The following is a 20,981-nucleotide window of genomic DNA, read 5'->3' on the forward strand; positions in this document are numbered from 1 at the left end:
GTAACTTTTAATGCAAAATGGCTAAACTGCGGTTCGAGGGTAATATTGGTATTGTTGATTGTTCTTCATTAACTATAACACCTGGAACTATTGCTGTTTGATAGCCGTTTGCAACAATTTTCAGGTTATAGGTTCCGGAAACTAAAAATTTATGATAATCTCCAACAACAGGGTCGGAATAAATTGGAAAATTGTTTCCAACATAAATTGAAGCCTCAACCGGAGCACCTGTAAGTGCGTCGGTTATTGTGCCTTCAATGCCATATCCGGCATATTCAATCATTTTCAGTTGTGAAGGGAGGTTGTAATTCCAGTAAGTGGGTATGGTAGATGGTGAAGGCATTTTATCCATAGAAACTTCACACGACCATGTAGTTGAACCCATCAAACCGTAATTTGCATCCTTTGAGGCTCCGTTAATTGGGTACATTCCTGTATATCCCTGTCCATAAGGAAGATTGGCATAACCTGAAGTGGTTGAGTACAATTCGGCAAGAAAATCTATTGATAAAAGGTCGGGAGGGGTGTCGGGGCGATAACTCCAGGGGTAAGATAAATATTCGGTTCCTCCATGATAAGAAGTGTGAATTACAAACTGATTGTCGAAGACAATTTGTCTTAGAGCCTTTGTTTCGGGTTGCGACCAGGCGGCTGTAGTTTCGTTGTACCACATGTAACCCCAGTCACGGTTAACGTCCTGTCCGTTGGCATTATAACGGTCGAGGGCAATGCGTCCGTCGGGATTTACGTTGGGATAAATCCATATTTCACGGTTATCAACAAGTTGCTGAATATAAGGGTCGGTAGTATATCTTGTACAAAGGTATCGTGCCAAACGGATTGTGATTTCCTGTCCTACCAATTCGTCGCCATGAATTCCGGCATCGAATATTATTTCGGGTTCGTTTTCTTCGATGTCGGCATTATCACTTATTTTCAGGGTTACTATGGCATTTCCTCCGGCTGAAGTGCCGGCAGTATATTTTTTACAAATTGATGGATAAGCGGTTGCAAGGCTATCCATTAGTTCGAGAATCTGATAATAGTTATGAAATGCTTCGAGTGTTCCTGATGTGTTTTCCGAAAAATTATTTTCATATATTTCGTAACGCAGTCCGGCATTTTTAATTAATTCTAATTGTTCGGATGAAAGTTCGAACCAGCCATAACCTATTGGATAAACTTCGCCTTTAAGATGTAAATTATATAAAAATGCAGCTTGTTTAGGGTTGTCAATGAAAACCTTAACTTCAATTTCTTTTTTCAGAGAATTTTGTGTCTGTGAAATTCCATTGAAAAAAAACATTGAAACAAAAAAAAGTAATATTATTTTTTTCATTTATTAATATTGATTATATGTGTATTATTTAAAATAAAAAATCATCGAATTGTAAAGAAATTCGGGGCAATATATTTAATTATTAATTAATTGTAAAACAGCCATTAATACCTTCATTAGCTTTTTAAGCCGCTCCAAAAATATAAAAAAAATCAAATAATAAAATAAAACGGGAAAAATTAGTATTTCCTTTTTTAATGTGTATCAAGACGGTTAAGGGCAAAAGAATAAGCTCCAATAGAAACGGCTTTGGAAGTTCCAAGCCTTGTTACCCCAACTCCAATTCTTTTCAGGGGATCGTAAGTAATTTTCCGGTTGCTGAAGGGTACGGTTATTTCGCGAATATCGCCTTTAATAAATGCTGAAAGATTTCTTTCATTTTCCAGATTGAATGCTTTTACTTCAAGGCGGTCGAGCGAAGCACCAGCCATTGTCTGAAAATGGGCGTTCATTTCCTCAGTCAGTTTTTGCAGAAACAGAGGATATGCGCCTGAAAGCCCACCACCGATAACTACGAGCCCGTCAATCAGGGTAATGGCATTGGCAATGGCATCGCCAGCCACCATCGCCAGTTCTTCAAAAGCTTTTATGGCTGCGGCTTTGTTTCCATCATGTGCTCCCATGCCAATTTCAAAAATCTCTTTAGGATTGGGGCTTTTGATAATGTTAATGCCCGATTCGATGGCATACACCCGTTTCACGCCTCTGATGCTTGTGCTTTCTTCAACGCTTGCATTATCGAAAAGCCGGTTACGCATACGGTTAATTTCTGCCTGAGCAGAATTATCGCCGATAAAAAGTTGCCCTTTCGAAACAATGCCCCCGCCAAAGCCCGTACCAAGGGTTATCCCAAAGAGGTTTTGATATCTTTTAGGGCTGCCGGATTTTTCAAGCAACTCATTGATATGGGGCAATAAGCCTGAAATTGCCTCTCCATAAGCAAACAAATCACCATCGTTATTAATAAAAACAGGTATCCCGAATTTATCTTCGAGCATAGGACCCAGAGCCACTCCACCTTTGAAAGTAGGTAGGTTTTCGAGGTCGCCGATTATTCCAAGCTCATACTCTGCAGGTCCGGGAAAGCAAAAACTTATTGCTACGGGTTTTTCGTCAAGTTTCATCATAACTTCCTCAAAACCGTGGATAATAGTATTTAATACAATTTCAAGCGTATCGCCATGCGCTGGGTGGCTTACCGGTTTTATGAACTCCTTTTCGCCTTTTACTGCCGAAAAAACAAAATTGGTACCACCAGCATCCAGTGTCAATACGATACGATTATCATTAATATACCTCATAGACTGCTTTTTTCAAGCTTAGGACAAAAGTAAACAAAAGATTTATAAAATTAATCTTTTATTTTAGGCTTTTATTTTTTCGTTCGATAATATTTATCCGGGATGATGAATTATTTTAAATTGTTTATTATTTTTTCCCTGAATATACATCTGTTTCTTCTACCTGATAAATTTCGCGGGAAGATTCCTCATAAACGAAGGCTACAAGTTTGCAATTGTTGGCATTCCAGTTGTTGGTATCATAAACATTCATAAAAATACTAAAGGGCTGAGTAAACCATTTCCCAGAAATTCTGACTTTTACATTTCCTTCAAGCAATCCGGTGAGAGCTTGGTAGTTTTTTGAAAATGTAATTTTTATATCGGTTTTCTGGTTCATCATTTCACCTATTTTTGCTGCCCATTGTCCGGCACCAACACGCCGCTGGCTATTAAACTCGTGGCGGTTGATTAAGCCTACAGGATTATAAGTTATACCAAATTCAGCATACAATTCATTACTACTTGGATTACGAAAGTCTGCAGTATAATTTCCGGAAGTTTGTGGTTCGGCAAATTCACCGGCATGATGAGCTATAATATACAGGTTTTCTCCGTAAATAGTTTTTAATTCCTTGGCTTTTTCGGCTGCAGAGGGACAATTAATACAAAGATGCCCGGTAAAATCTTCGAGCAGTACTTTTTTTGTTACTTTCACCGTGTCATCGGCTTCGGCATCAATTCCTCCTGTAAAAATACTACCCCATGTTCCGTTAAGAGAAGTTCTAAGTAGGTGATTATGTACATAATCGAGCCAATCGGGGGTAGGTCCAACCGAGGGGTCATTATTTTTTTGTGGTGCAACAATGCTGTCTTCAATCAGGTAAATACAAAGCCTGTAGGGAGTTTCATTAGCTCCTCCCGTACCGCGGGTGTAAGGTTCATCAATTTTATCGCAAGAGGAAAGCAAGCATCCACTAACGAAAAGTCCGGATACCAGTGATAAAAAAAACAATATTCGTTTCATGGCTTTATTTTTTAAAAACTACTTGAAATTCCAATAGTCAAACCACTTGAAGCCGGAACTTGCCTGCAAACGCCGCCAACACAAAGCAAACCCTGGCGCACCCGTCCATAAGTGAGTGTAATTCTGGTTGTTCCTTTTGTATAGCCCATACTTCCTGAGAAATAATGGATTCGGTCAGCTTGTTCTCCGTTTTCATTATTTTTTTTCTGATAGTTATATTGATCGGCTACTGAAAAGAACCAATTTGGGGCAATATCGAACTCTATCATTCCGTAAGCAATGTTTCCTAAATCTTGTTCGGTTGATAAATGCTGGATTTCAGCACGAAGTGATTTTGTGGGAGTAAGTTTGTAAGTTAGATCGGTTACTTCGGCTATAGCATAAATCATTCCACCTTCACCTTCCATCACGGTTTTGTTGTACGAAAGTCCGGAAATAGAAAAAACACCTTTGAACTTCTTGCTGAATTTATGGTCGAGTTCGAATGTAATATCTTCGAAATAAAGTTCATTTCCGATTTTAAAGAAGTCGGATTTATAGCCTTTAGTACCAGAATATGGCACCATGCCATCAATTTTTATTGAGTCAATATCAATAGATTGCACCCGTGAATAATTCAAGCTGAGTTCGGTTCCGTATTTTCCGCCAAGCCAGGTATTTTTCTTAATAAAATAAGTTAACTGTGCTTCGCCGCCCATTTCGCCGTTTGCTTGGGTTGAATAAGGATACAATCCCAGAAGGGTATATCCATGCTGCCTTGTAAGTGGAGAAATGAAATTGATATCGAGTGGTATGTCTTCAATGGTTCTGTTAGTTTTAAAACTCATATTATCAATTCTTTTAGCTGAAAGGGTGATTCCCAGCCCTTTTTTAGTGTAGTTTGCCGAAACCAGCAAAGCCTGACCATTTTTAAAAATATAACTGTTTGCTTCGGTGGGGTCATTAATTTTATTGGCATATTCTGCCGTAAATCCGAAATTTCCATGATTGATATTCATTCTTCCGGCGAAGGCACTAACATTTTCAGGCAGTTTATAATTAGAAGTAGGGTCATCTTTCTGGTATTTGCTTACCCAACTTCCACCAATAATTACCTGGGTTTTGCAGTTTTCCAATTTGCTAAACATTTCGTTAACTGAGAATTCCAAATCGGCACCCCTTAGATAGCCGCGGTTATCGGAGTCGTATTTTTGCCAGAAATATCTTTGACTTCCTACAATACCCTTGAAAGTTACGCCTTTGTAAGGACGATATTTTACTCTGATTCCGTCAATTGAATTGTCGAAGCCAAGGTTCCATTCCTGATAACTTCTTAATATGATTCCATTTCCGAATTGCTCGTAGAAATTACCTGCTGTAACTTCGAGATTATCCTTTTTGTAGGAAAGAAAACGGTAAGCAAATCCATTGCCTTCGTATTGGTTGTCGAAGCCGTTGAGTGGGTTAAGGTAATGCTCGTAACGAACTCCGGCAGTAAAATTACCAAGTTCGTAAGTTACATTCAGGTAAGCATTTGAACCAAATTTTTTACCATTAAGTGTAGAATCGTTTATGCCAAGTTCTTTATCTTTATTATAATACTGGGCATCAAGCTGAAAATCTCCCCTTACCTGACCTCCAAGGAGGTTTTGGGCAAACCCTTGGTTAATTTCAGATAATAAGGTAAAGATTATTAAAGCGAGTAGAATTTTTTTCATCATTATTTTTTTAAAAATAAAACTATTCTATTGTTTTACCTTCGGAAACTTTCTTTAAGTTTTTGTATAGTTCAGTTTCGTTTCCTTCTTTAAATTCTACTTTTTTTCAAACAATATTTCCATTGCCATCGAGCAGAAAAGTTGTGGGAACCACGGTAATACCCAGTGCACGGTAAAGATCTTTGTTTTGGTCCAACAAAATTTCGTAGTCCCAGTTCTTACCATTAGCAAATGGCATAACTTTGGCTGCGTTGCGAACATCGTCAATTGAAATTGCTATAAGTTTTACCCCTGTTTCCTTTTGCCAGTTTTCGTATTCTTCCGAAATCACATTAAGTTCTTTAATACAATTTGTACACCATGTAGCCCAGAAACTTATTATTATCGGTTTTCCGTCGTTGTGAATAGAAGAAGTGTTAAATATTTTGCCATCAGGTGTTCTTAAATCAACTGAAGGAAGCTTTTGTATAGACATTTCTGTCTGGGGAAAAGCAAGTGAAGCAATTGCAAAAAGATTAATAAACAGAATAATAGATTTTAATTTCATTGTAAAACGTTTTAAAATTCAGATGAGGCAAATATCTAAAAAATTATATACATTAAAATAAATATGTTAAAATTTGTTCCATCAATAAAAATATTAAAGGGTTTCTCAGGTATAATACGGCAAGAAGCTACTAACTTAACCAACTGTTTGCCGTGTTATTGCAAAGCAAAAAATAAGCCTGTACTATTAAAACTAAGTGAATAACTCATAAAAATATTTTTCACATAATGTGAAAATGCAGATAGCAGTAAAACGAAAGCTGTTGGCTAATGCCTGGAAGATTACAAATTTGCCATTATTTCTTCTGTCATTTCCATGTTGTGATATACGTTTTGCACATCATCATCGTCTTCAAACATGTCAATAACTTTTAACACCTTAAGGGCAACATCATTTTCAACCGGGGTGGTTGTAATAGGAATTCGCTGCAATTGTGCACTTTCCGGTTCAATACCCAAAACTTCGAGTTTTTTCATCATTATGCCGAAATCTTCCATCTGAGTGGTTACGGTAACGATATCGCTTTCGGAATCACTTTCTATGTCTTCGGCGCCTGCGTCAATCACCTCCATTTCAAAATCGTCCATATTTTTTATATGGCTTTTGGGAATGACAAAAACTCCCTTGCGTTCAAAAACGTGTGCCAACGAGCCATTAGTACCCAGATTTCCACCATATTTATTAAAAATAGAACGAATATTTGCTACCGTACGCTGAAGATTATCGGTAGTACATTCAATAAAAACAGCTACGCTGTGAACATAACCTTCATAGGTAGTTTCCTGTAACGAAGCTGCGTCTTTATCAGCTCCTTTGCTTATAGCCCGTTGGATATTTTCTTTGGGCATACTTGCGCCTTTGGCATTGGCAATAGCCAGCCTTAGCCGAGGGTTGGAATCCGGATCGCTTCCGCTTTCACGAACGGCAATGGTTATATCTTTAATGATTTTTGAAAAAATTTTAGAACGCTTGGCGTCTAAAGCACCCTTTTTGCGCTTGATGGTTGACCATTTATTATGACCTGACATAAATCTTGATTTTTGGGGTGCTAAATTAAAAAAAAATTGACAATTAAACAGAAAATGCCATCCAAAGGATGGCATTTTAAGATTGGTTTTTTGGTTATAAAAGATTACCAGTTGTTTACATCAAACGCAATTCCTAAGCTGAAAGGATACAACTCGGGGTCTTTTCCGTCTTTAAACAAAGTGGTAAGAGAGTAGGTTCCGTAAAGATTAACCAATCCCCAGCCAATACGTGCGGTAGCATCGAGTTTAAAAGGATTGAGATGAAAATCATCGTGATTTTTGGTCATTTTCCCATCAGATAAAACAATCTTGGTATGCGAACCGTAACGAATCCCTCCGATAAGCCCGGCAGTGATGTGGAAGCTGTTAACATCGGTCCGGTCGTTAGTTTGATATTCGAGCAGCAGGGGCACAGTAAGATAATTTACAAGTAATTTGGTCTTTTTATAGTTGCTTGTTGCTGCATTATCAACAAAGCCGTAAACGATATTTGTATCGGAAACTAATACGGTATTGTTGTCGAAACGATAGTTATTGTAAGTTAAGCCTATCCCGGTAATTAAGCCTAAATGATTGTTTATGAGATTAATGTTTTGTTCATAAAGGTTAATATCAACATTGATTGATTTTTCGTATTTTAGATCCAAATATTCGTATTTATCAGCCATTTCCATATCATTATCGGAGGTAAGATAGCCGTTTATGCCCAGATCCAACCCACCCCAATGTCCGTTGAACTCATTTTTATGTTTGTCTTTTTCGTATTTAATGCCCTCATCATCAACAATAATTTTTTTGTCGCCCAGAATCACAATAGAGTGATCATTATCTCTGTGGTGTTTATGTTTGCGAATAATGATACGGGTTGAGTCTGCATTGTATTCGGTAATGGTTTCTGAATCGTCAATTATCACGGGAGGAACAGGGGGTATAGGGGGAACGGATATATTATTTTCTATTTCCCTTGCTTGTTCTTCCAATTCTCTTGCCTGTTGTTCCAATTCTCTCGATTTTTCTTCAATTCTTCTTCTCTGGATTTCAATAGTTCCATTTTTTTCAATCCGCTGAATTGGAGGGTTGGCAATATTGTTAAAAAAGCCAGCACCTGTAACTTCTGCTTCCACTTCGTCCTTCGCATTGATTTTGGCATTTGCGGCTCCACTAACTTCCAGCTTGGCGCTTGAAGTTTCCAGCTCGGTGGCTTTTAAATGCCCGGCGCCGCTAACTTCAGAGTTAAGATTGTTGGCATTTCCCGAAAGTTTCACATCGGCAGCTCCCGAAATCTCACTTTTCATGGTGTTAACATTCAGTGCAAGAGTAGCTTTTGATGCACCGCTGGCTTCCAGTACGAAATTTTCGGCTGCAAGCGTTCCTGTAGTACTTACCTGTGCTGCACCGGAAATTTCAAGCCGTTCGAGTGTTTTACAGGTGATGTTTACTTCGAGTTTTGAAGCATTTCTGATACCCCTTGCATATATTTCGAGGGTATTAGCCGAAACTTCTGTAATAATCCTGTCAATGTTTTCTTCATCACTAATTACTGTAACAGCATTTTCATTTCCTTGTGATAATGTTACTTTAAATGCTCCTCCAACTTCAATGGCATTAAAATCGGATACAGTTCTTTTTTGTTCTACAGTTCCTTGGCTGAAAGCAAATGCACTTGTGAACAACATCGTGAAAGCTAACAAACCGACATTTAAAAGTTTTGTTTTCATGGTTTATCCTTACTTTGAATGGTTAATTTTCCCGTTTTTCTTTGTCGTATGACGAAAATACACTGGATTAGTTACAAAAACGGAAAGTTTTTTTACCGAATAAGTGTAATAACCCCTCTTTTTTCATAAGATTTACCGCTAAATAATTTAAAGACAATATTGTAAAAATAAATTCCCATGGGATAACCGTCCCCGTTCCAACCTTCATTTTGATTATGAGTAGAATAAATTTGTTTTCCCAAGCGGTCGAAAATCGTGAAAGTAAAAGTGCTGAATTGAAAAACTTCCGCCGGAACGGGATGAAAAATGTCGTTCAACCCATCGCCATCGGGAGTAAATGCATTAGGAATTGTAAAATAGGGGGTTTGAACCAAAGTTACCGGGTTAGAAAAACTTATTACAGTATCAGGATTAGAATTCAATACATCAGGAACACATTCTGCTTCTATCACATATGTAAAACTAAGACCTAAATGGGCGTATTGCAAGACTATATCATTATAATTTGTCGTTGTTGCAGGAAGAATAATTAAAGTATCGGGTCTGTCCGGAATACTTCTGCGAACCCTGTAGTGAATTACTTTCCATTGGCTGTTTGTATGGGCATTCCACTCAAGGGTATTCGTGCTTTCGTTGGCGGAGTATGCTGTAAGTAGCATGGTTTGGGCTTGTACCGTAAGGAGGTTGCTTTCGTTGCCGCAACTATCTAAAGCCGTAACATTATAAATATAGGAGTAGTTATTTGTCCTGGCAGAGGCATCGGTTATCAGCAACTCGCTATTCCAGCCATTGGTAAAAAACATTTCCTGTGTATTTCCCGTGCCTACTTCCGTCCGGAGAATTTTAAGCTGTGCGTAAGGGTTGGTTTGATCAGGAGTTAGCAGCAGCTCGGCAGTATTGTTGTTCACACTGAGCAATTTTAGTCCGAGCCGGGAAGGCATAGGAGGGTATTGTGCTGAAAAGCAGCGTTCGCAAGAAGAAGAGGTGCTGCCATTATTTCGGTAAAGCCGAATCAGGTAACAGTAAGGTGCTCCTTGCATAAAATCAAATTCGTGAATAAATATTCCGCCAGTTGCTTCTCCCAGGTAGGTTTCTTTTCCGTGTTCGGTACTGAAAACAGAATAGCCGATTATGTCGTTATAAGTAAATTCACTATTATTAAAAAGCAAAGTGGCGATTTTGTCGCATTGCTGAAACGAAAGGGAACGAAAAAACAAGGTTCCTATAGGATACAAAGTCCCATCAGGGCTGACATTATCACCCTGATAAGCATTTACACAATATGCCTGATTGCCAATGCACGGATCGAATAAAATATCTGTGTAGGAAGAAGATGTTATGCCATGCACGGTGTCTATCAATATCCGGCTTGCGCCATTTAAATGATAAATAAGATAACCATCGGTTGAATCATGATTGGGAAACCACGAGACGACAGCCTTACCATTTACTATACTCACCGAATCAATAACCGGTGTTGGGGGTAGCTGAGCGAAACCTACTACTGCTTTAATCAACACAAAAACGGTGATAATGATTCTGTACATTTTTGTAATTCAGTAAATTCCTATTTCCCGGCAACAACCGTCCAAAGGTCTTCTTCCTTCAGATAGGCATTGGCAAGCTGAGCAATTTTTTCTGCAGAGGTGGACTGTATTGCATCCAGCCATTGGTAGTAATAAGAGAAATCTTTTCCGTACATCAGGGTCTTTTTGTATTTATCGGCTAATGAAAAGGGGTCTTCTATTCCATGCAAAAAACTGCCGAGCATATAATTTTTAACTAGCGAAAGTTCTTTTTCTTTTATCGGAATTTCGCGCAATTGTTGTATTTCAAACATAATTTCCTGTAATGCCTGGTTTGTGCTATCACCGTTTACTTCCGAAGCTATGGTTAAATAACCTGAATGCCTAAAAGAAACTAATTGCGAGCCAATGCCATAGGTATATCCTTTTTCTTCGCGAAGATTTGTCATTAATCTGGAACCGAAATAATCCCCTAATAAAGTATTCAACACGGTAAAAGGGAAATAATCAGGATGTGTACGGTTGAAAAGGGGTCTGCCGATGCGTATGCCCGATTGTTGTGTGTCGTGTTTGGTAATTTTACGATAATGGTCTGTAATAGGAATGATTTCTGCCGGTTGATGGGTTTCTGCAGCCGTGTTTTCCCAGTCTTTTCCACCAAAAAAGCGATTGAGTGCTGCGGGTAGCGAACCAGGAATTTTGCCGGAAAGAATAATTTTGCAGTTATCAGACCTGTAATATTCGGAATGGTAACTCTTCCATGCCTCACGGTGCAAGTTAGAAAAAACCTCTTCTTTGATCGTTTTTCCGTAAGGATGTTCCGCTCCGAAGATGGTTTCCATAAAATGTGTTCTTGCCAGATATTTTACCTTTTGCTGATTGATAATAAACCGTTGGTGTTCTTTTTGGATGAAAATATCTATTTCTTTTTGTGGAAATTCTGGCATCTTGATGATTTCTTCAAGCAAAGGAAGTAATGTATCAAGGTGTTTATTAAGAGAATACAATGTGATTACTGCATCGTCAGCTTCTGAAAAAGTATCAAGAAATGCTCCGTAAAAGTCAAGTTTTTCGGCTATTTCAGCAGAAGTGTGCCGGCAGGTTCCTTCTTTCATTAGCCGGTTTACTCCGTAAGCTATGTAAGGGGATGGCTGATACCATTTTCCGGCTTTAAAAATAAAATCTATTTTTACAATGTCCTGAGAGCCTCCCTGAATAGGGCAAATCGGGATTCCATTATCAAGACAAAACACAGAAGGAGTGGGTAATTGGGGCGTAATAAATGCATTCAGCCCGGGAGGTATTTTTCGGTTAAGCGACATGGTTACTGTTTGGCAAGGTAATACAAAGTTGAACAATTGTGCGGAACGAGTGAAAGGGAAGCAGTTTTGACAATATCGTCCGGCGTTACTGACATAAAGCGTTTTATTTCTGTATTTACCAGATTGGCATCTCCCATCAATTCGGCGAAGGCAAGATTGATGGCTTTGTCGAGTACTTTCATTTCCGAAAAAACCAACATGGATTCAATTTTGTTTTTTACTTTCTGTAATTCATAATTGCTGACTTTTTCTTCTGCCAGTCTGCTGATTTCGTTGTTCAGGGCTTGTTCAGCCTGTTCCATACGAATATCTTTCAGCAACTTTCCGGTAATTACCAGCAATCCTTCGTCAAAATCACCGGTTACAAAGGCATTGATTTCACTGAAAAGTTGTTGTTTTTTTACCAGTTCCTGTTCCAGCCGCGAGGAATCTCCATTGGCAAGCAGGTCGGAAATGACATCAAAAATATAAAAATCCGGGCTGCTTCGTTTGCAGATATGCCAGGCTTTGTATAGGGAATCGAAAGGTACAGAGCGTTCAACGGTTAAAAAACGCGCTTCGGTTTGAACAGGTTCGGATGGCAGATTCCGGAAATAGGTTCCTGCATTTTCAATTGGCTGGAACCAGCGGTAGCAAAGCTGTTTAATTGTTTCAGTGTCCACATTTCCCGCGATAGTCATGATGGCGTTTCCGGGATTGTAATACTGATGATAAAATTTTTTTACTTCTTCCATTTTTGCCTGCCGGATATGTGAAATATCTTTTCCTATTGTATTCCATTGGTAAGGATGTACCTTATATGCCAGGGGGCGCAACAATAGCCAGGCATCACCATAAGGCTGGTTTAGATAACTTTCCCGGAACTCTTCTATCACGACTTTTCGTTGCACATTAAGACTTTGGGGTGTAAAAGCCAGGTTAAGCATGCGGTCGCTTTCGAGCCAGAAGGCGGTTTCGAGGTTATGCCTGGGAATGGTAAGGTAATAATTGGTAATATCATTATTGGTAAAGGCATTGTTTTCACCGCCAGCACGTTCAAGGGGTTCGTCGTAGCGGGGAATATGCACCGAACCGCCAAACATCAGATGTTCAAACAGGTGAGCGAAGCCGGTTCGGTCAGGATTTTCGTCGCGGGAACCTACGTTGTAAAGTATATTCATGGCAACTATAGGGGAGAGCTCGTCGCGGTGCACCAGCACTTTTAATCCATTATCCAAAACAAACCGGTCGAAAAGAATCATATTAGTAAATGTGTAAGATGCAAACGCAGAAATTTATACAAAAGTACACGAAAACGTATAACGGTTTTGTTGTCAATGACTCTTTTTTAAAAAAACGACTCCTCCTGTTGCCTGGAGAAGTCGTTATCTGAAAATGTGTCAAACGCGTTATTTTGCCATCAGGGCTTCAATATCGTCAGCTTCAATGGGTATGGAAGCCATCAGGTCAACAGGGCCGCTTTCAGTGATAAGGATGTCGTCTTCGATGCGGATGCCAATGCCTTCTTCCATAATATATAATCCCGGTTCACACGAAAAAACCATACCCGGCTGCAATGTTTCCTGTTTGGAACCTACATCATGTACATCCATACCCATAAAATGTGAAGTTCCGTGCATATAATACTTAAAATACAAAGGTTTTGAAGGATCCTGATTCTTTACATCTTCTTCGGTAAACATGCCCAGATTGATGAGTTCTTTTTCCATCAGTTTGCATACTTCGGCATGGTATTTATCAATGGTATTTCCAACAACGAGCATGCTGATAGCTTTTTTCATTACGCGACGGATGGCATTATAAACTTCTTTCTGACGTGGAGTGAATTTCCCGTTTACCGGAATCGTACGGCTAAGGTCACCGGCATAATTTGCATATTCGGCACCGATATCGAGCAGTAGCAAATCGCCGTCTTTGCATTCCTTGTCATTTTCCACATAATGCAACACACAGGCATTCTTTCCAGAAGCAATGATAGGATTATAGGAATGACAGGTTGCACGGTTGCGGATAAATTCACGGGTAATTTCCGCTTCCACTTCATATTCCATCACACCGGGTTTAACGAAAGAAAGTACACGACGGAATCCCTGTTCGGTAATATCGCAGGCTCTTTGTATCAATGCAACTTCCAGTGCAGACTTAACAACACGCAACTGGGAAAGAATCGGAGCCGAACGCTCGTAGTTATGAACGGGATATTTACATTTTAACTCTTTGGCAAAACGGAGATCACGATAGGGTACCTCGGAGGAGAACCGGATGTTTTCGTTGGTATTCAGATACACATTTTCGCAGGTAGCCATCACTTCGGCAAGAGCGCTTTCAAAACTTTCGAGCCAGTAGATGTTTTTTATGCCTGAGGCTTTTTGTGCTTCTTCCATGGTATATTTATGCCCGTACCACACGGCGATGTGTTCGTTGGTTTCTACCAGGAACAAGGCTTCGCGCCATTTGGGGTTAGGGCAATCGGGTGCAATGAGCAGAATGGTTTTTTCCTGGTCAATGCTCGAAAGGTAAAACAAATCGCTGTTTTGGCGGAATGGAAAATTCTGGTCGCCATTGCGTGGAAATTCATCGTTGGAATTAAAAATTGCCACCGATTTTGGTTTTAATTGTTTGCGGAAATTATCACGGTTAATGATAAACAATTCCGGATTTATAGGTTCGTATTTCATTAGGGTTGGTTATTAATTATTTAAATTTTTTTAATATTTTCGTAAACTTGTTTAGTTTTGTATGGTTATGGCTTACAAACCTACACGAATTTTTTGAGATTATTCTATTTTCACACGAAAAATTATGATACGTTATTCCTCCATCACCCAAAAAATTATTATTGCGCTTGCAGGATTTTTTCTCATCACCTTTTTGGTAGTGCATCTAAGTATTAACCTATTGCTTCTCAGAAACGATGATGGTGAATGGTTTACAGCAGCAGCGCATTTTATGTCAACAAACTATGTGCTTAAAGTGTTCGAAGTGATTTTATTTGGTGGCTTTGCACTTCATATCTTACTTGCCATTCTGGTACAGATACAAAATTGGTGGGCTCGTCCGCAACACTATAAAATTGGTGGGTTTTCACACACTTCTTTTTTTTCGAAGTACATGATTCATACCGGAGTCATTATTATCCTTTTTCTGGTCATCCATTTTAGCAATTTTTATTTTGTGAAAGCGGGCTGGGTGGCACCTCCTACCGGGGTTGACAGGCACGATTTTTATACCATGGCACAGCTGTTGTTTTCCGATTTTCGTTACAGCCTGCTTTACATTGTTTTCATGCTATTTTTAGGTTTTCATCTTAACCACGCTTTTCAGGCGGCTTTTCAGACACTTGGGCTGAATCATAGTAAATACAATACAGCCATTAAACTTGCCGGAATTTTGTACTCCATTATTATTCCTTTGGGTTTTGCCATTATTCCCATGTATTATCTGTGGTGGAAATAAATACAGGCTAAGGAGGGAAGTAGTTTTTATAAAAACCGTTCACCTACCATGTATCCGTGCCCGGTAGCATAAATGATGCTGCGAGTTGCACCGCTGCAATCGCCAATGAACATCAGGTTATTAATCTTATCGTTGTCGAGACGATTTGAGTAAAATTTTATTTCGGGAGCATAAACCAAGTTATCCGGATTGGCAGTACCAGGGAGTACTTTGTCAAGGTTTTCAATAAAATCAATGATACTTTCGATGATACGACGCGGAAAAGCAAGGTTGATGTCGCCCAGGATGTAATTTTCACTGTCGAGAGTAGGTTGTACCCGGTAAAGATACTTGGTACGTTTCGACATTTTAAAGTTTTCGTATGTCTGCAATATCAGCTTATCCTTTCCTGCCAACAGGTTGGTAAGCTTGGCGATAAGCGAACCAAAGCCAATAGGATCGTTGAAGGGCTCGGTAAGCTGAATAGTAACCAATACCGCAAAATTGGTATTTTTACTTTTGTCTTTCACCTTGGCATGCCCGTTTACAGTAACAAAATCACCATAATGCTCGGTAACCACGTAGCCAGAAGGATTGTTGCAAAATGTACGAACCATATACCCTGTGCGACTTTTAAATTTTACTTTAAATTCGTACATTTCCCGGTTGATATCTTCCACAATATGGTTGGGAATTTCAAAGCGTATGCCCAGGTCAACCTTGGTATTGTCGAGTATCAGTTCTGGATATTTGTGAATCAAAGTATTGATGAGTTTATGCCCGCTTCTGCCCACAGAAACAATGGCAGAGTCAAAAGTATCGGTATTATTCAGCATCACCTTTCCGGGCAGGCAGTTAACTTCTTTTATTTCGTTCTCGAAATGAAAATGAATATTGCTGTATTTTTTAAAAGAATCATAAATATTGAACAGAACTTCTTTTAGCCGGTCGGTGCCGATATGGTAAAAATCGGAAGCAATTGGCTGGAATCCCTTTTCGTAAAACCGGCTGTAATATTCTTTATTGGTAAACGAACTGCCGGTTTCCACCGTTCCGTTATCGGTATGATGGATGTAGTAATCCACTATTTCCTTCTGAAGCGTCAACGGTATGTCCATGTCGCCACCCATTTCGCGCGAAACGAAAAGCTTCCCGTCGGCTCGTATGCCAGAAATACTTGACGAATAAATATCTTTACTTTTTTCAAAAACATGAATTTCATGTTCCGAATTTTTAATTCTTTCAATAAAACCAATGGCGGCAGCACCAAAACCAATCACGGCAATTTTCATACGCAATTTGCAAAAAGAGGCTAAAAGTACACAAATTAAACTTTTTATAGCAGATATTTTATTAAAAAAATCAAAAAAATAGGTTACAACCCATTATTTAGCTATATTTGTATCATTAATTTTATCAGGCAATGAAAAATATTCTTGTGCCGGTAGATTTTTCCGATTTGTCGCTGGAAGTTATTAACAAAGCTGCTGAGATAGCCTTTGCCTTTAAAAGTAAAATATGGTTAATCCATATTGCTTCCCTTCCTCCTGCTTTTGTTGGTTTTGATATGGTATCACCTGCCGATCAAACATATCAGGATGAAGATTTGCAACAGCAGGAAAGAGAATTACAACTGCTGGAAAAGCATGTTCAAGACAAAGGGTTGGATGCAAGAGCTTTGTTGGTAAAAGGACTTATTGTAGATAGTATTCTGGAACAGGCTGAAAAAGTGGAGTCTGACCTTATTGTTATGGGTTCGCACAATCATGGATTTTTCTACAAAACTTTTTTGGGTAGTGTAAGCGAAGGTGTGATGCGGAAGTCGAAAATCCCGGTGTTGATTGTTCCCGAAAAGGAATAAAAGACAAATTTTTTACTTTATCAGGATTCAAAACAGTTTTCGGAGGAGTTCTTCTTTCCGGAGCTTTTTAAGGGTAGCCCTTATCCAGGCTTTGTTTTCCGGTTTGTACCAAAAGAAAAATCGTTGTTGGTTCAGTTTATCCTCCCGGTTTTTTGCCACGTACACGGGTTTTATCGTGTAGGGGTCCAGTCCGGTGTAATACATTACTGAAGCAAGGGTCATGGGGGTTGGCGTTAAATCCTGTACCTGTTCCAGTTTATACCCTAAAGTTTTTGTTTCCACAGCAAGTTCTGCCATATTTTCGAGACTGCAACCCGGATGGCTCGAAATAAAATAAGGAATCAGTTGCTGGTTTAGCCCGTTTTCGCGGTTGATGGCATCGAATTGTTTTTTAAAGTCATGAAAAAGCCGGAACGAAGGCTTTCGCATGATTTGCAATACACTGTCGGCGGTATGCTCGGGAGCCACTTTCAGTCTTCCCGAAACATGATGTACAATCACCTGGCGGGTATATTCCCTCAGTCCGAAACGCCGGTTTTCTTCATCACTTTTACCGGCGAGCAGGTCGTAGCGTATACCGCTGCCGATGGTAACCTTCTTTATCTGCGGAAGCACAGCTACCTTACGATACAATGCGGTAAGAGGTTGATGATCGAAATTCAGATTTTTACAAACGGAAGGGAAAATACAGGAAGCCCTGCCGCACTTTTTACATAGTGCCGTATCAAAGCCTTTCATCCGGTACATATTTGCCGACGGGCCACCCAGGTCGGTGATATAACCTTTAAAATCTGGCATCCTGGTAATGGCTTCTGCCTCGCGCAGAACGGATGCTTCCGAACGGCTGGTAATAAATTTTCCCTGGTGTGCCGAAATGGTGCAAAAGCTGCATCCGCCAAAGCATCCTCGGTGGATATTTACCGAATGGCGTATCATCTCGTAAGCCGGAATGGTACCTCTTTTGGCATATTTTGGGTGTGGAAGACGGGTAAACGGCAAGTCGTAAACGGCATCCAGTTCGGTTTCTTCCATGGGGGGAAAAGGTGGATTCACAGCAACAACTTTCTCGCCAACAGCTTGCAGAATATGCTTAACCTGCCAGCGGTTCGATTCCTGTTCGGTAAGCCGAAAAGCCAGGGCAAAAGCTTTTTTATCCTTTACACAAACTTCATGTGCAGGAAGTTCTATGCTTTCGTGGAAGTTCTGAGCTACCGTTTTATTTTCAGTAAGGTAAGCCGTTTGCGGAATATTGGTAAGTTCTGCAAAGGGTTTCCCGGATTTTAATTCGTTTAAGAGGGCAACCAGTGGTCGCTCGCCCATGCCATAAATCAGCAGGTCGGCACCGGTATCTGTCAGAATAGAAGGTTTCAGGCTGTTGCTCCAGTAATCGTAATGGGTAAGTCGTCGCAGCGACGCTTCTATACCGCCAAGCACCACCGGAACATCCGGGTAAAGTTGTTTACAGATGCGTGTGTAGACGTAAGCTGCATAATCGGGACGGAAACCGGCATTGCCACCCGGAGTAAAAGCATCGTCGGAACGAAGGCGTTTGTTGGCGGTGTAATGATTTACCATTGAGTCCATGTTGCCGGAAGCAACACCAAAGAACAGTTTAGGCTTGCCGAATTTACGGAAATCACGCAGGTCGTCCTGCCAGTTGGGTTGAGGGACTATTGCCACGCGAAGGCCTTCTTTTTCAATAACACGACTTACCACAGCCGTCCCGAAAGAGGGGTGATCCACATAGGCATCGCCGGTGATAAGGACGACATCCACTTCGTTCCAGCCACGGTGGAGCATCTCGTCGCGGGTAATGGGGAGCCAAAGAGGAGGTTTTTTACCGGAGATCGTCAAATCTTGTTGAATTCATGAAATGAATATTTTGCAAAAGTAGCCATTAGCTGCAAATTTACCGGAAAAATATAAAGTCTTTTTAAAATGAGACAATCTGCCACTCACGGATTTTGCCAGGACTTCGTTTACGCCAACCTTTAGATATGCAATCTTAGGTACTACTTTCTCATCGCTCCCAGTTTCCAGTTCACTGCTGCTTCACCCATTTCCCGCTATCTTTTACTTCTCCATTCTGCATTATACGGTAAAAATACATGCCCTGATTTAGTGCTGAGGTATTTACTGAAGTGGTTTCGTTGATGTTTTGTTGTACTACCAACCTGCCGTTGGCATCGTACATCTCTAATGTTGCATCTTTTAAAGCGGTTTGGATGTGCAAAGTGTTGGCGCCGGGGTTGGGGTAAAGAATGGCTTCCTTAGCCATTATACCGGGATTATCTTTAACAGAAGTAACATTTCCATTTTCATCAACTTTTATAATAAATATATCACGCTCCTCATTCTGTGTTAAATAATCATATCTTGTGCCAAGCAAAAGGCAGCCACCATCTGAAGTAGCTTTTACAGTCCATAAAACGTAATAAGCGTCTCCCCCATAATACTTTGTCCATATAATATTCAAATCCTTATCTAATCTGGTGAGTGAAAACCATGATTTGTATGTTGACCAATACCCCCCCCCACCATTTACATCAAAATTCTTTATCCCTCCTATATAAGCAGAGTTATCTCCATTCACGGAAATGATATCTCTGCATGCAGGAAAAGTGAGCGTATCATTTACTTCAATATCAGTTTGTGAAATAATAGTATCTTCCGGGTTAAGGATAATAGAAGTAATGCCTCTTTTAACTCCGGGAGCTGGATAATTACTATGTACTATTTCTGAAACACAAATTAAAGTAGTATCTGAAAACCATTTTGCTGAACTATGAACCCCTTCTAAAATCTGATCAAATGAAAAGAAGGATTGAATATTTAAGGAAGAATCTAATCGTACCATTTCATTTGTATTTTTTTCAGAACGACCAAAAATAAACGCATAGAAACCTTTCCTTTCTTTTCTTTCTACCATGTCATAACAAAACATTATATCATTAAATAATTTAAACTGTGTTTGTTTACTATTCATGTTTATCTTATAAACAAACATATTATTCTGATATATATTTAATTTATTACACAAATAACCAAATATGATAAAGTTTCCGGAGCTATCAACAAAGCTCATGGCATCTGTCACATCAAGACTATCTGGTAGGATAAAAAAATGAAGACTTGTTGTATCATAATTACTATTTAATTCAGAAATAAAAAACCTGTTAATACCAGCATTTGTAGTATCTATCAAATCACCAACAACATATATCTGACCACTTTTTTCAACTATATTGAAAAAATCGCCGGAATATGGTGAAAAATTATATTGCTTATATGATTCTATATTGCCATTGAAGTCAGTTTTAATCAATAGAGGACTTTTGCAAGACGTTGCCCAATCAAACGTTCTTCCTACAAACAAAAAAGTACCATCCGAAAGTTCTTTAGTATCATAAACTACATCATCTGTTTCAGGATGTGTTAAATTAAGTAGAAATTCAGGCTGAGCTTTGCTGTTTCCTACCCATACTACAATGATTGCCAGTAATAGAAATTTTTTTTTAATCATATTTTCAATATATTATTTTTAGAAGGGCTGTACAAAAGTGCAGCCCTTCGATGGTTAATTAAATCATTTAGAACCAGCACATCCACACTTAATTGTCTATGTTGGTTTTTATTTCCCCTTTTGTTTATTGATTTCTTTAAAAAAATTTGTATTCTTCTTTGCTTTATCTTAAAGATTATCAAAAAAATTAAGTTTTGTTATACTTTCAAAATTAAGTTTTTTTATTTACGACGATTATTGGTTGAATGTTTTCTTATACAAGTGGATTGGTTCGTTCTTTTTTGTTTTTTCATAGCTCCAGGCTCCCAGTTCACTGCTGCTTCACCCATTTCCCGCTATCTTTTACTTCTCCTTTCTGCATTACCCGGTAAAAATACATGCCCTGATTTAGTGCAGATGTACTTACCGTTGTGGTTTCGTTTATGTCTTGTTGTATTACTAACTTGCCGTTGGCATCGTACATCTCTAATTTCGCATCTTTTAATGTGGTTTGGATGTATAGAATGTTGGTGCCGGGGTTGGGTAAGAGTTGAAAAGTATTTTCCTTTTTCTTTTTACTGATTCCTGCGATATAATCGCATGAGGAAGCAATGTTTGTGGAAAAATATCCCAAAGTATTATCTTCATAACACCTTAATGGACCACCTTCAAAAACATCCAAAATATTACAAAGCATGG

The 20,981-nt window shown here is 39.2% G+C and carries 17 protein-coding genes; 2 read left to right on the plus strand and 15 right to left on the minus strand.

The window, feature by feature from the left end:
• Positions 1-7 precede the first annotated feature (7 nt).
• The 11 genes from M0R21_09885 to M0R21_09935 form a co-directional block, all read right to left on the minus strand.
• Complete coding sequence (locus M0R21_09885) at positions 8-1,339, minus strand: succinylglutamate desuccinylase/aspartoacylase family protein (GenBank protein ID MCK9618129.1); 1,332 nt, start codon at positions 1,337-1,339, stop codon at positions 8-10.
• Positions 1,340-1,533: 194 nt separating this feature from the next.
• On the minus strand, positions 1,534-2,640 hold the full coding sequence (locus tag M0R21_09890; GenBank protein ID MCK9618130.1) for an ROK family protein: 1,107 nt from the start codon (positions 2,638-2,640) through the stop codon (positions 1,534-1,536).
• A 127-nt stretch (positions 2,641-2,767) separates the two neighbouring features.
• The gene (locus M0R21_09895) at positions 2,768-3,646 is read right to left on the minus strand and encodes an Omp28-related outer membrane protein (protein ID MCK9618131.1); all 879 of its coding nucleotides are present in this window, start codon (positions 3,644-3,646) and stop codon (positions 2,768-2,770) included.
• A gap of 11 nt (positions 3,647-3,657) precedes the next feature.
• A complete protein-coding gene (locus tag M0R21_09900; GenBank protein ID MCK9618132.1) occupies positions 3,658-5,346 on the minus strand; it encodes a DUF6029 family protein in 1,689 nt (562 codons plus the stop codon).
• Between the two features lie 103 nt (positions 5,347-5,449).
• Positions 5,450-5,890 (minus strand): TlpA family protein disulfide reductase, encoded by a 441-nt coding sequence (locus M0R21_09905; GenBank protein ID MCK9618133.1) that lies wholly within the window; start codon positions 5,888-5,890, stop codon positions 5,450-5,452.
• Positions 5,891-6,171: 281 nt separating this feature from the next.
• Positions 6,172-6,918 (minus strand): YebC/PmpR family DNA-binding transcriptional regulator, encoded by a 747-nt coding sequence (locus tag M0R21_09910; GenBank protein MCK9618134.1) that lies wholly within the window; start codon positions 6,916-6,918, stop codon positions 6,172-6,174.
• A gap of 104 nt (positions 6,919-7,022) precedes the next feature.
• Entirely contained in the window at positions 7,023-8,636 is a 1,614-nt protein-coding gene (locus tag M0R21_09915; protein ID MCK9618135.1) for a DUF2807 domain-containing protein, read from the minus strand.
• Positions 8,637-8,728: 92 nt separating this feature from the next.
• Positions 8,729-10,183, minus strand: coding sequence for a gliding motility-associated C-terminal domain-containing protein (locus M0R21_09920; GenBank protein MCK9618136.1), 1,455 nt, complete (start codon positions 10,181-10,183; stop codon positions 8,729-8,731).
• Positions 10,184-10,203: 20 nt separating this feature from the next.
• Positions 10,204-11,484 carry an insulinase family protein gene (locus M0R21_09925; GenBank protein MCK9618137.1) on the minus strand — a complete coding sequence of 427 codons (1,281 nt, stop codon included), beginning with the start codon at positions 11,482-11,484 and terminating at the stop codon, positions 10,204-10,206.
• Positions 11,485-11,486: 2 nt separating this feature from the next.
• Positions 11,487-12,725, minus strand: coding sequence for an insulinase family protein (locus M0R21_09930; protein MCK9618138.1), 1,239 nt, complete (start codon positions 12,723-12,725; stop codon positions 11,487-11,489).
• Positions 12,726-12,872: 147 nt separating this feature from the next.
• Entirely contained in the window at positions 12,873-14,162 is a 1,290-nt protein-coding gene (locus M0R21_09935; GenBank protein ID MCK9618139.1) for an aminopeptidase P N-terminal domain-containing protein, read from the minus strand.
• Between the two features lie 124 nt (positions 14,163-14,286).
• Between M0R21_09935 and M0R21_09940 the strand changes: the two genes are divergently transcribed.
• Positions 14,287-14,940 carry a succinate dehydrogenase cytochrome b subunit gene (locus M0R21_09940; GenBank protein ID MCK9618140.1) on the plus strand — a complete coding sequence of 218 codons (654 nt, stop codon included), beginning with the start codon at positions 14,287-14,289 and terminating at the stop codon, positions 14,938-14,940.
• A gap of 26 nt (positions 14,941-14,966) precedes the next feature.
• Here M0R21_09940 and M0R21_09945 read toward each other — a convergent pair whose 3' ends face one another.
• A complete protein-coding gene (locus M0R21_09945; protein ID MCK9618141.1) occupies positions 14,967-16,211 on the minus strand; it encodes a hypothetical protein in 1,245 nt (414 codons plus the stop codon).
• Between the two features lie 131 nt (positions 16,212-16,342).
• Here M0R21_09945 and M0R21_09950 point away from each other — a divergent pair, with 131 nt between their 5' ends.
• Complete coding sequence (locus tag M0R21_09950) at positions 16,343-16,780, plus strand: universal stress protein (GenBank protein ID MCK9618142.1); 438 nt, start codon at positions 16,343-16,345, stop codon at positions 16,778-16,780.
• A 27-nt stretch (positions 16,781-16,807) separates the two neighbouring features.
• Here the strand turns inward: M0R21_09950 and M0R21_09955 are convergent, their stop codons facing one another.
• From M0R21_09955 to M0R21_09965, 3 genes are all read right to left on the minus strand, one after another.
• Positions 16,808-18,580 carry a YgiQ family radical SAM protein gene (locus tag M0R21_09955; GenBank protein MCK9618143.1) on the minus strand — a complete coding sequence of 591 codons (1,773 nt, stop codon included), beginning with the start codon at positions 18,578-18,580 and terminating at the stop codon, positions 16,808-16,810.
• Positions 18,581-18,821: 241 nt separating this feature from the next.
• Complete coding sequence (locus tag M0R21_09960; GenBank protein MCK9618144.1) at positions 18,822-20,303, minus strand: T9SS type A sorting domain-containing protein; 1,482 nt, start codon at positions 20,301-20,303, stop codon at positions 18,822-18,824.
• Between the two features lie 310 nt (positions 20,304-20,613).
• Positions 20,614-20,981 (minus strand): T9SS type A sorting domain-containing protein (locus M0R21_09965; protein ID MCK9618145.1); only part of this gene is annotated, 368 nt, incomplete at its 5' end.

This window comes from Lentimicrobiaceae bacterium, assembly GCA_023227965.1.
Classification (GTDB): domain Bacteria; phylum Bacteroidota; class Bacteroidia; order Bacteroidales; family JALOCA01; genus JALOCA01.

Excerpts from the sequence above, each read along its gene's own strand:
- M0R21_09885 (MCK9618129.1), bottom strand. The coding sequence starts at position 1,339 with ATGAAAAAAATAATATTACTTTTTTTTGTTTCAATGTTTTTTTTCAAT.
- M0R21_09890 (MCK9618130.1), bottom strand. The coding sequence starts at position 2,640 with ATGAGGTATATTAATGATAATCGTATCGTATTGACACTGGATGCTGGT.
- M0R21_09895 (MCK9618131.1), bottom strand. The coding sequence starts at position 3,646 with ATGAAACGAATATTGTTTTTTTTATCACTGGTATCCGGACTTTTCGTT.
- M0R21_09900 (MCK9618132.1), bottom strand. The coding sequence starts at position 5,346 with ATGATGAAAAAAATTCTACTCGCTTTAATAATCTTTACCTTATTATCT.
- M0R21_09905 (MCK9618133.1), bottom strand. The coding sequence starts at position 5,890 with ATGAAATTAAAATCTATTATTCTGTTTATTAATCTTTTTGCAATTGCT.
- M0R21_09910 (MCK9618134.1), bottom strand. The coding sequence starts at position 6,918 with ATGTCAGGTCATAATAAATGGTCAACCATCAAGCGCAAAAAGGGTGCT.
- M0R21_09915 (MCK9618135.1), bottom strand. The coding sequence starts at position 8,636 with ATGAAAACAAAACTTTTAAATGTCGGTTTGTTAGCTTTCACGATGTTG.
- M0R21_09920 (MCK9618136.1), bottom strand. The coding sequence starts at position 10,183 with ATGTACAGAATCATTATCACCGTTTTTGTGTTGATTAAAGCAGTAGTA.
- M0R21_09925 (MCK9618137.1), bottom strand. The coding sequence starts at position 11,484 with ATGTCGCTTAACCGAAAAATACCTCCCGGGCTGAATGCATTTATTACG.
- M0R21_09930 (MCK9618138.1), bottom strand. The coding sequence starts at position 12,725 with ATGATTCTTTTCGACCGGTTTGTTTTGGATAATGGATTAAAAGTGCTG.
- M0R21_09935 (MCK9618139.1), bottom strand. The coding sequence starts at position 14,162 with ATGAAATACGAACCTATAAATCCGGAATTGTTTATCATTAACCGTGAT.
- M0R21_09940 (MCK9618140.1), top strand. The coding sequence starts at position 14,287 with ATGATACGTTATTCCTCCATCACCCAAAAAATTATTATTGCGCTTGCA.
- M0R21_09945 (MCK9618141.1), bottom strand. The coding sequence starts at position 16,211 with ATGAAAATTGCCGTGATTGGTTTTGGTGCTGCCGCCATTGGTTTTATT.
- M0R21_09950 (MCK9618142.1), top strand. The coding sequence starts at position 16,343 with ATGAAAAATATTCTTGTGCCGGTAGATTTTTCCGATTTGTCGCTGGAA.
- M0R21_09955 (MCK9618143.1), bottom strand. The coding sequence starts at position 18,580 with ATGCTCCACCGTGGCTGGAACGAAGTGGATGTCGTCCTTATCACCGGC.
- M0R21_09960 (MCK9618144.1), bottom strand. The coding sequence starts at position 20,303 with ATGATTAAAAAAAAATTTCTATTACTGGCAATCATTGTAGTATGGGTA.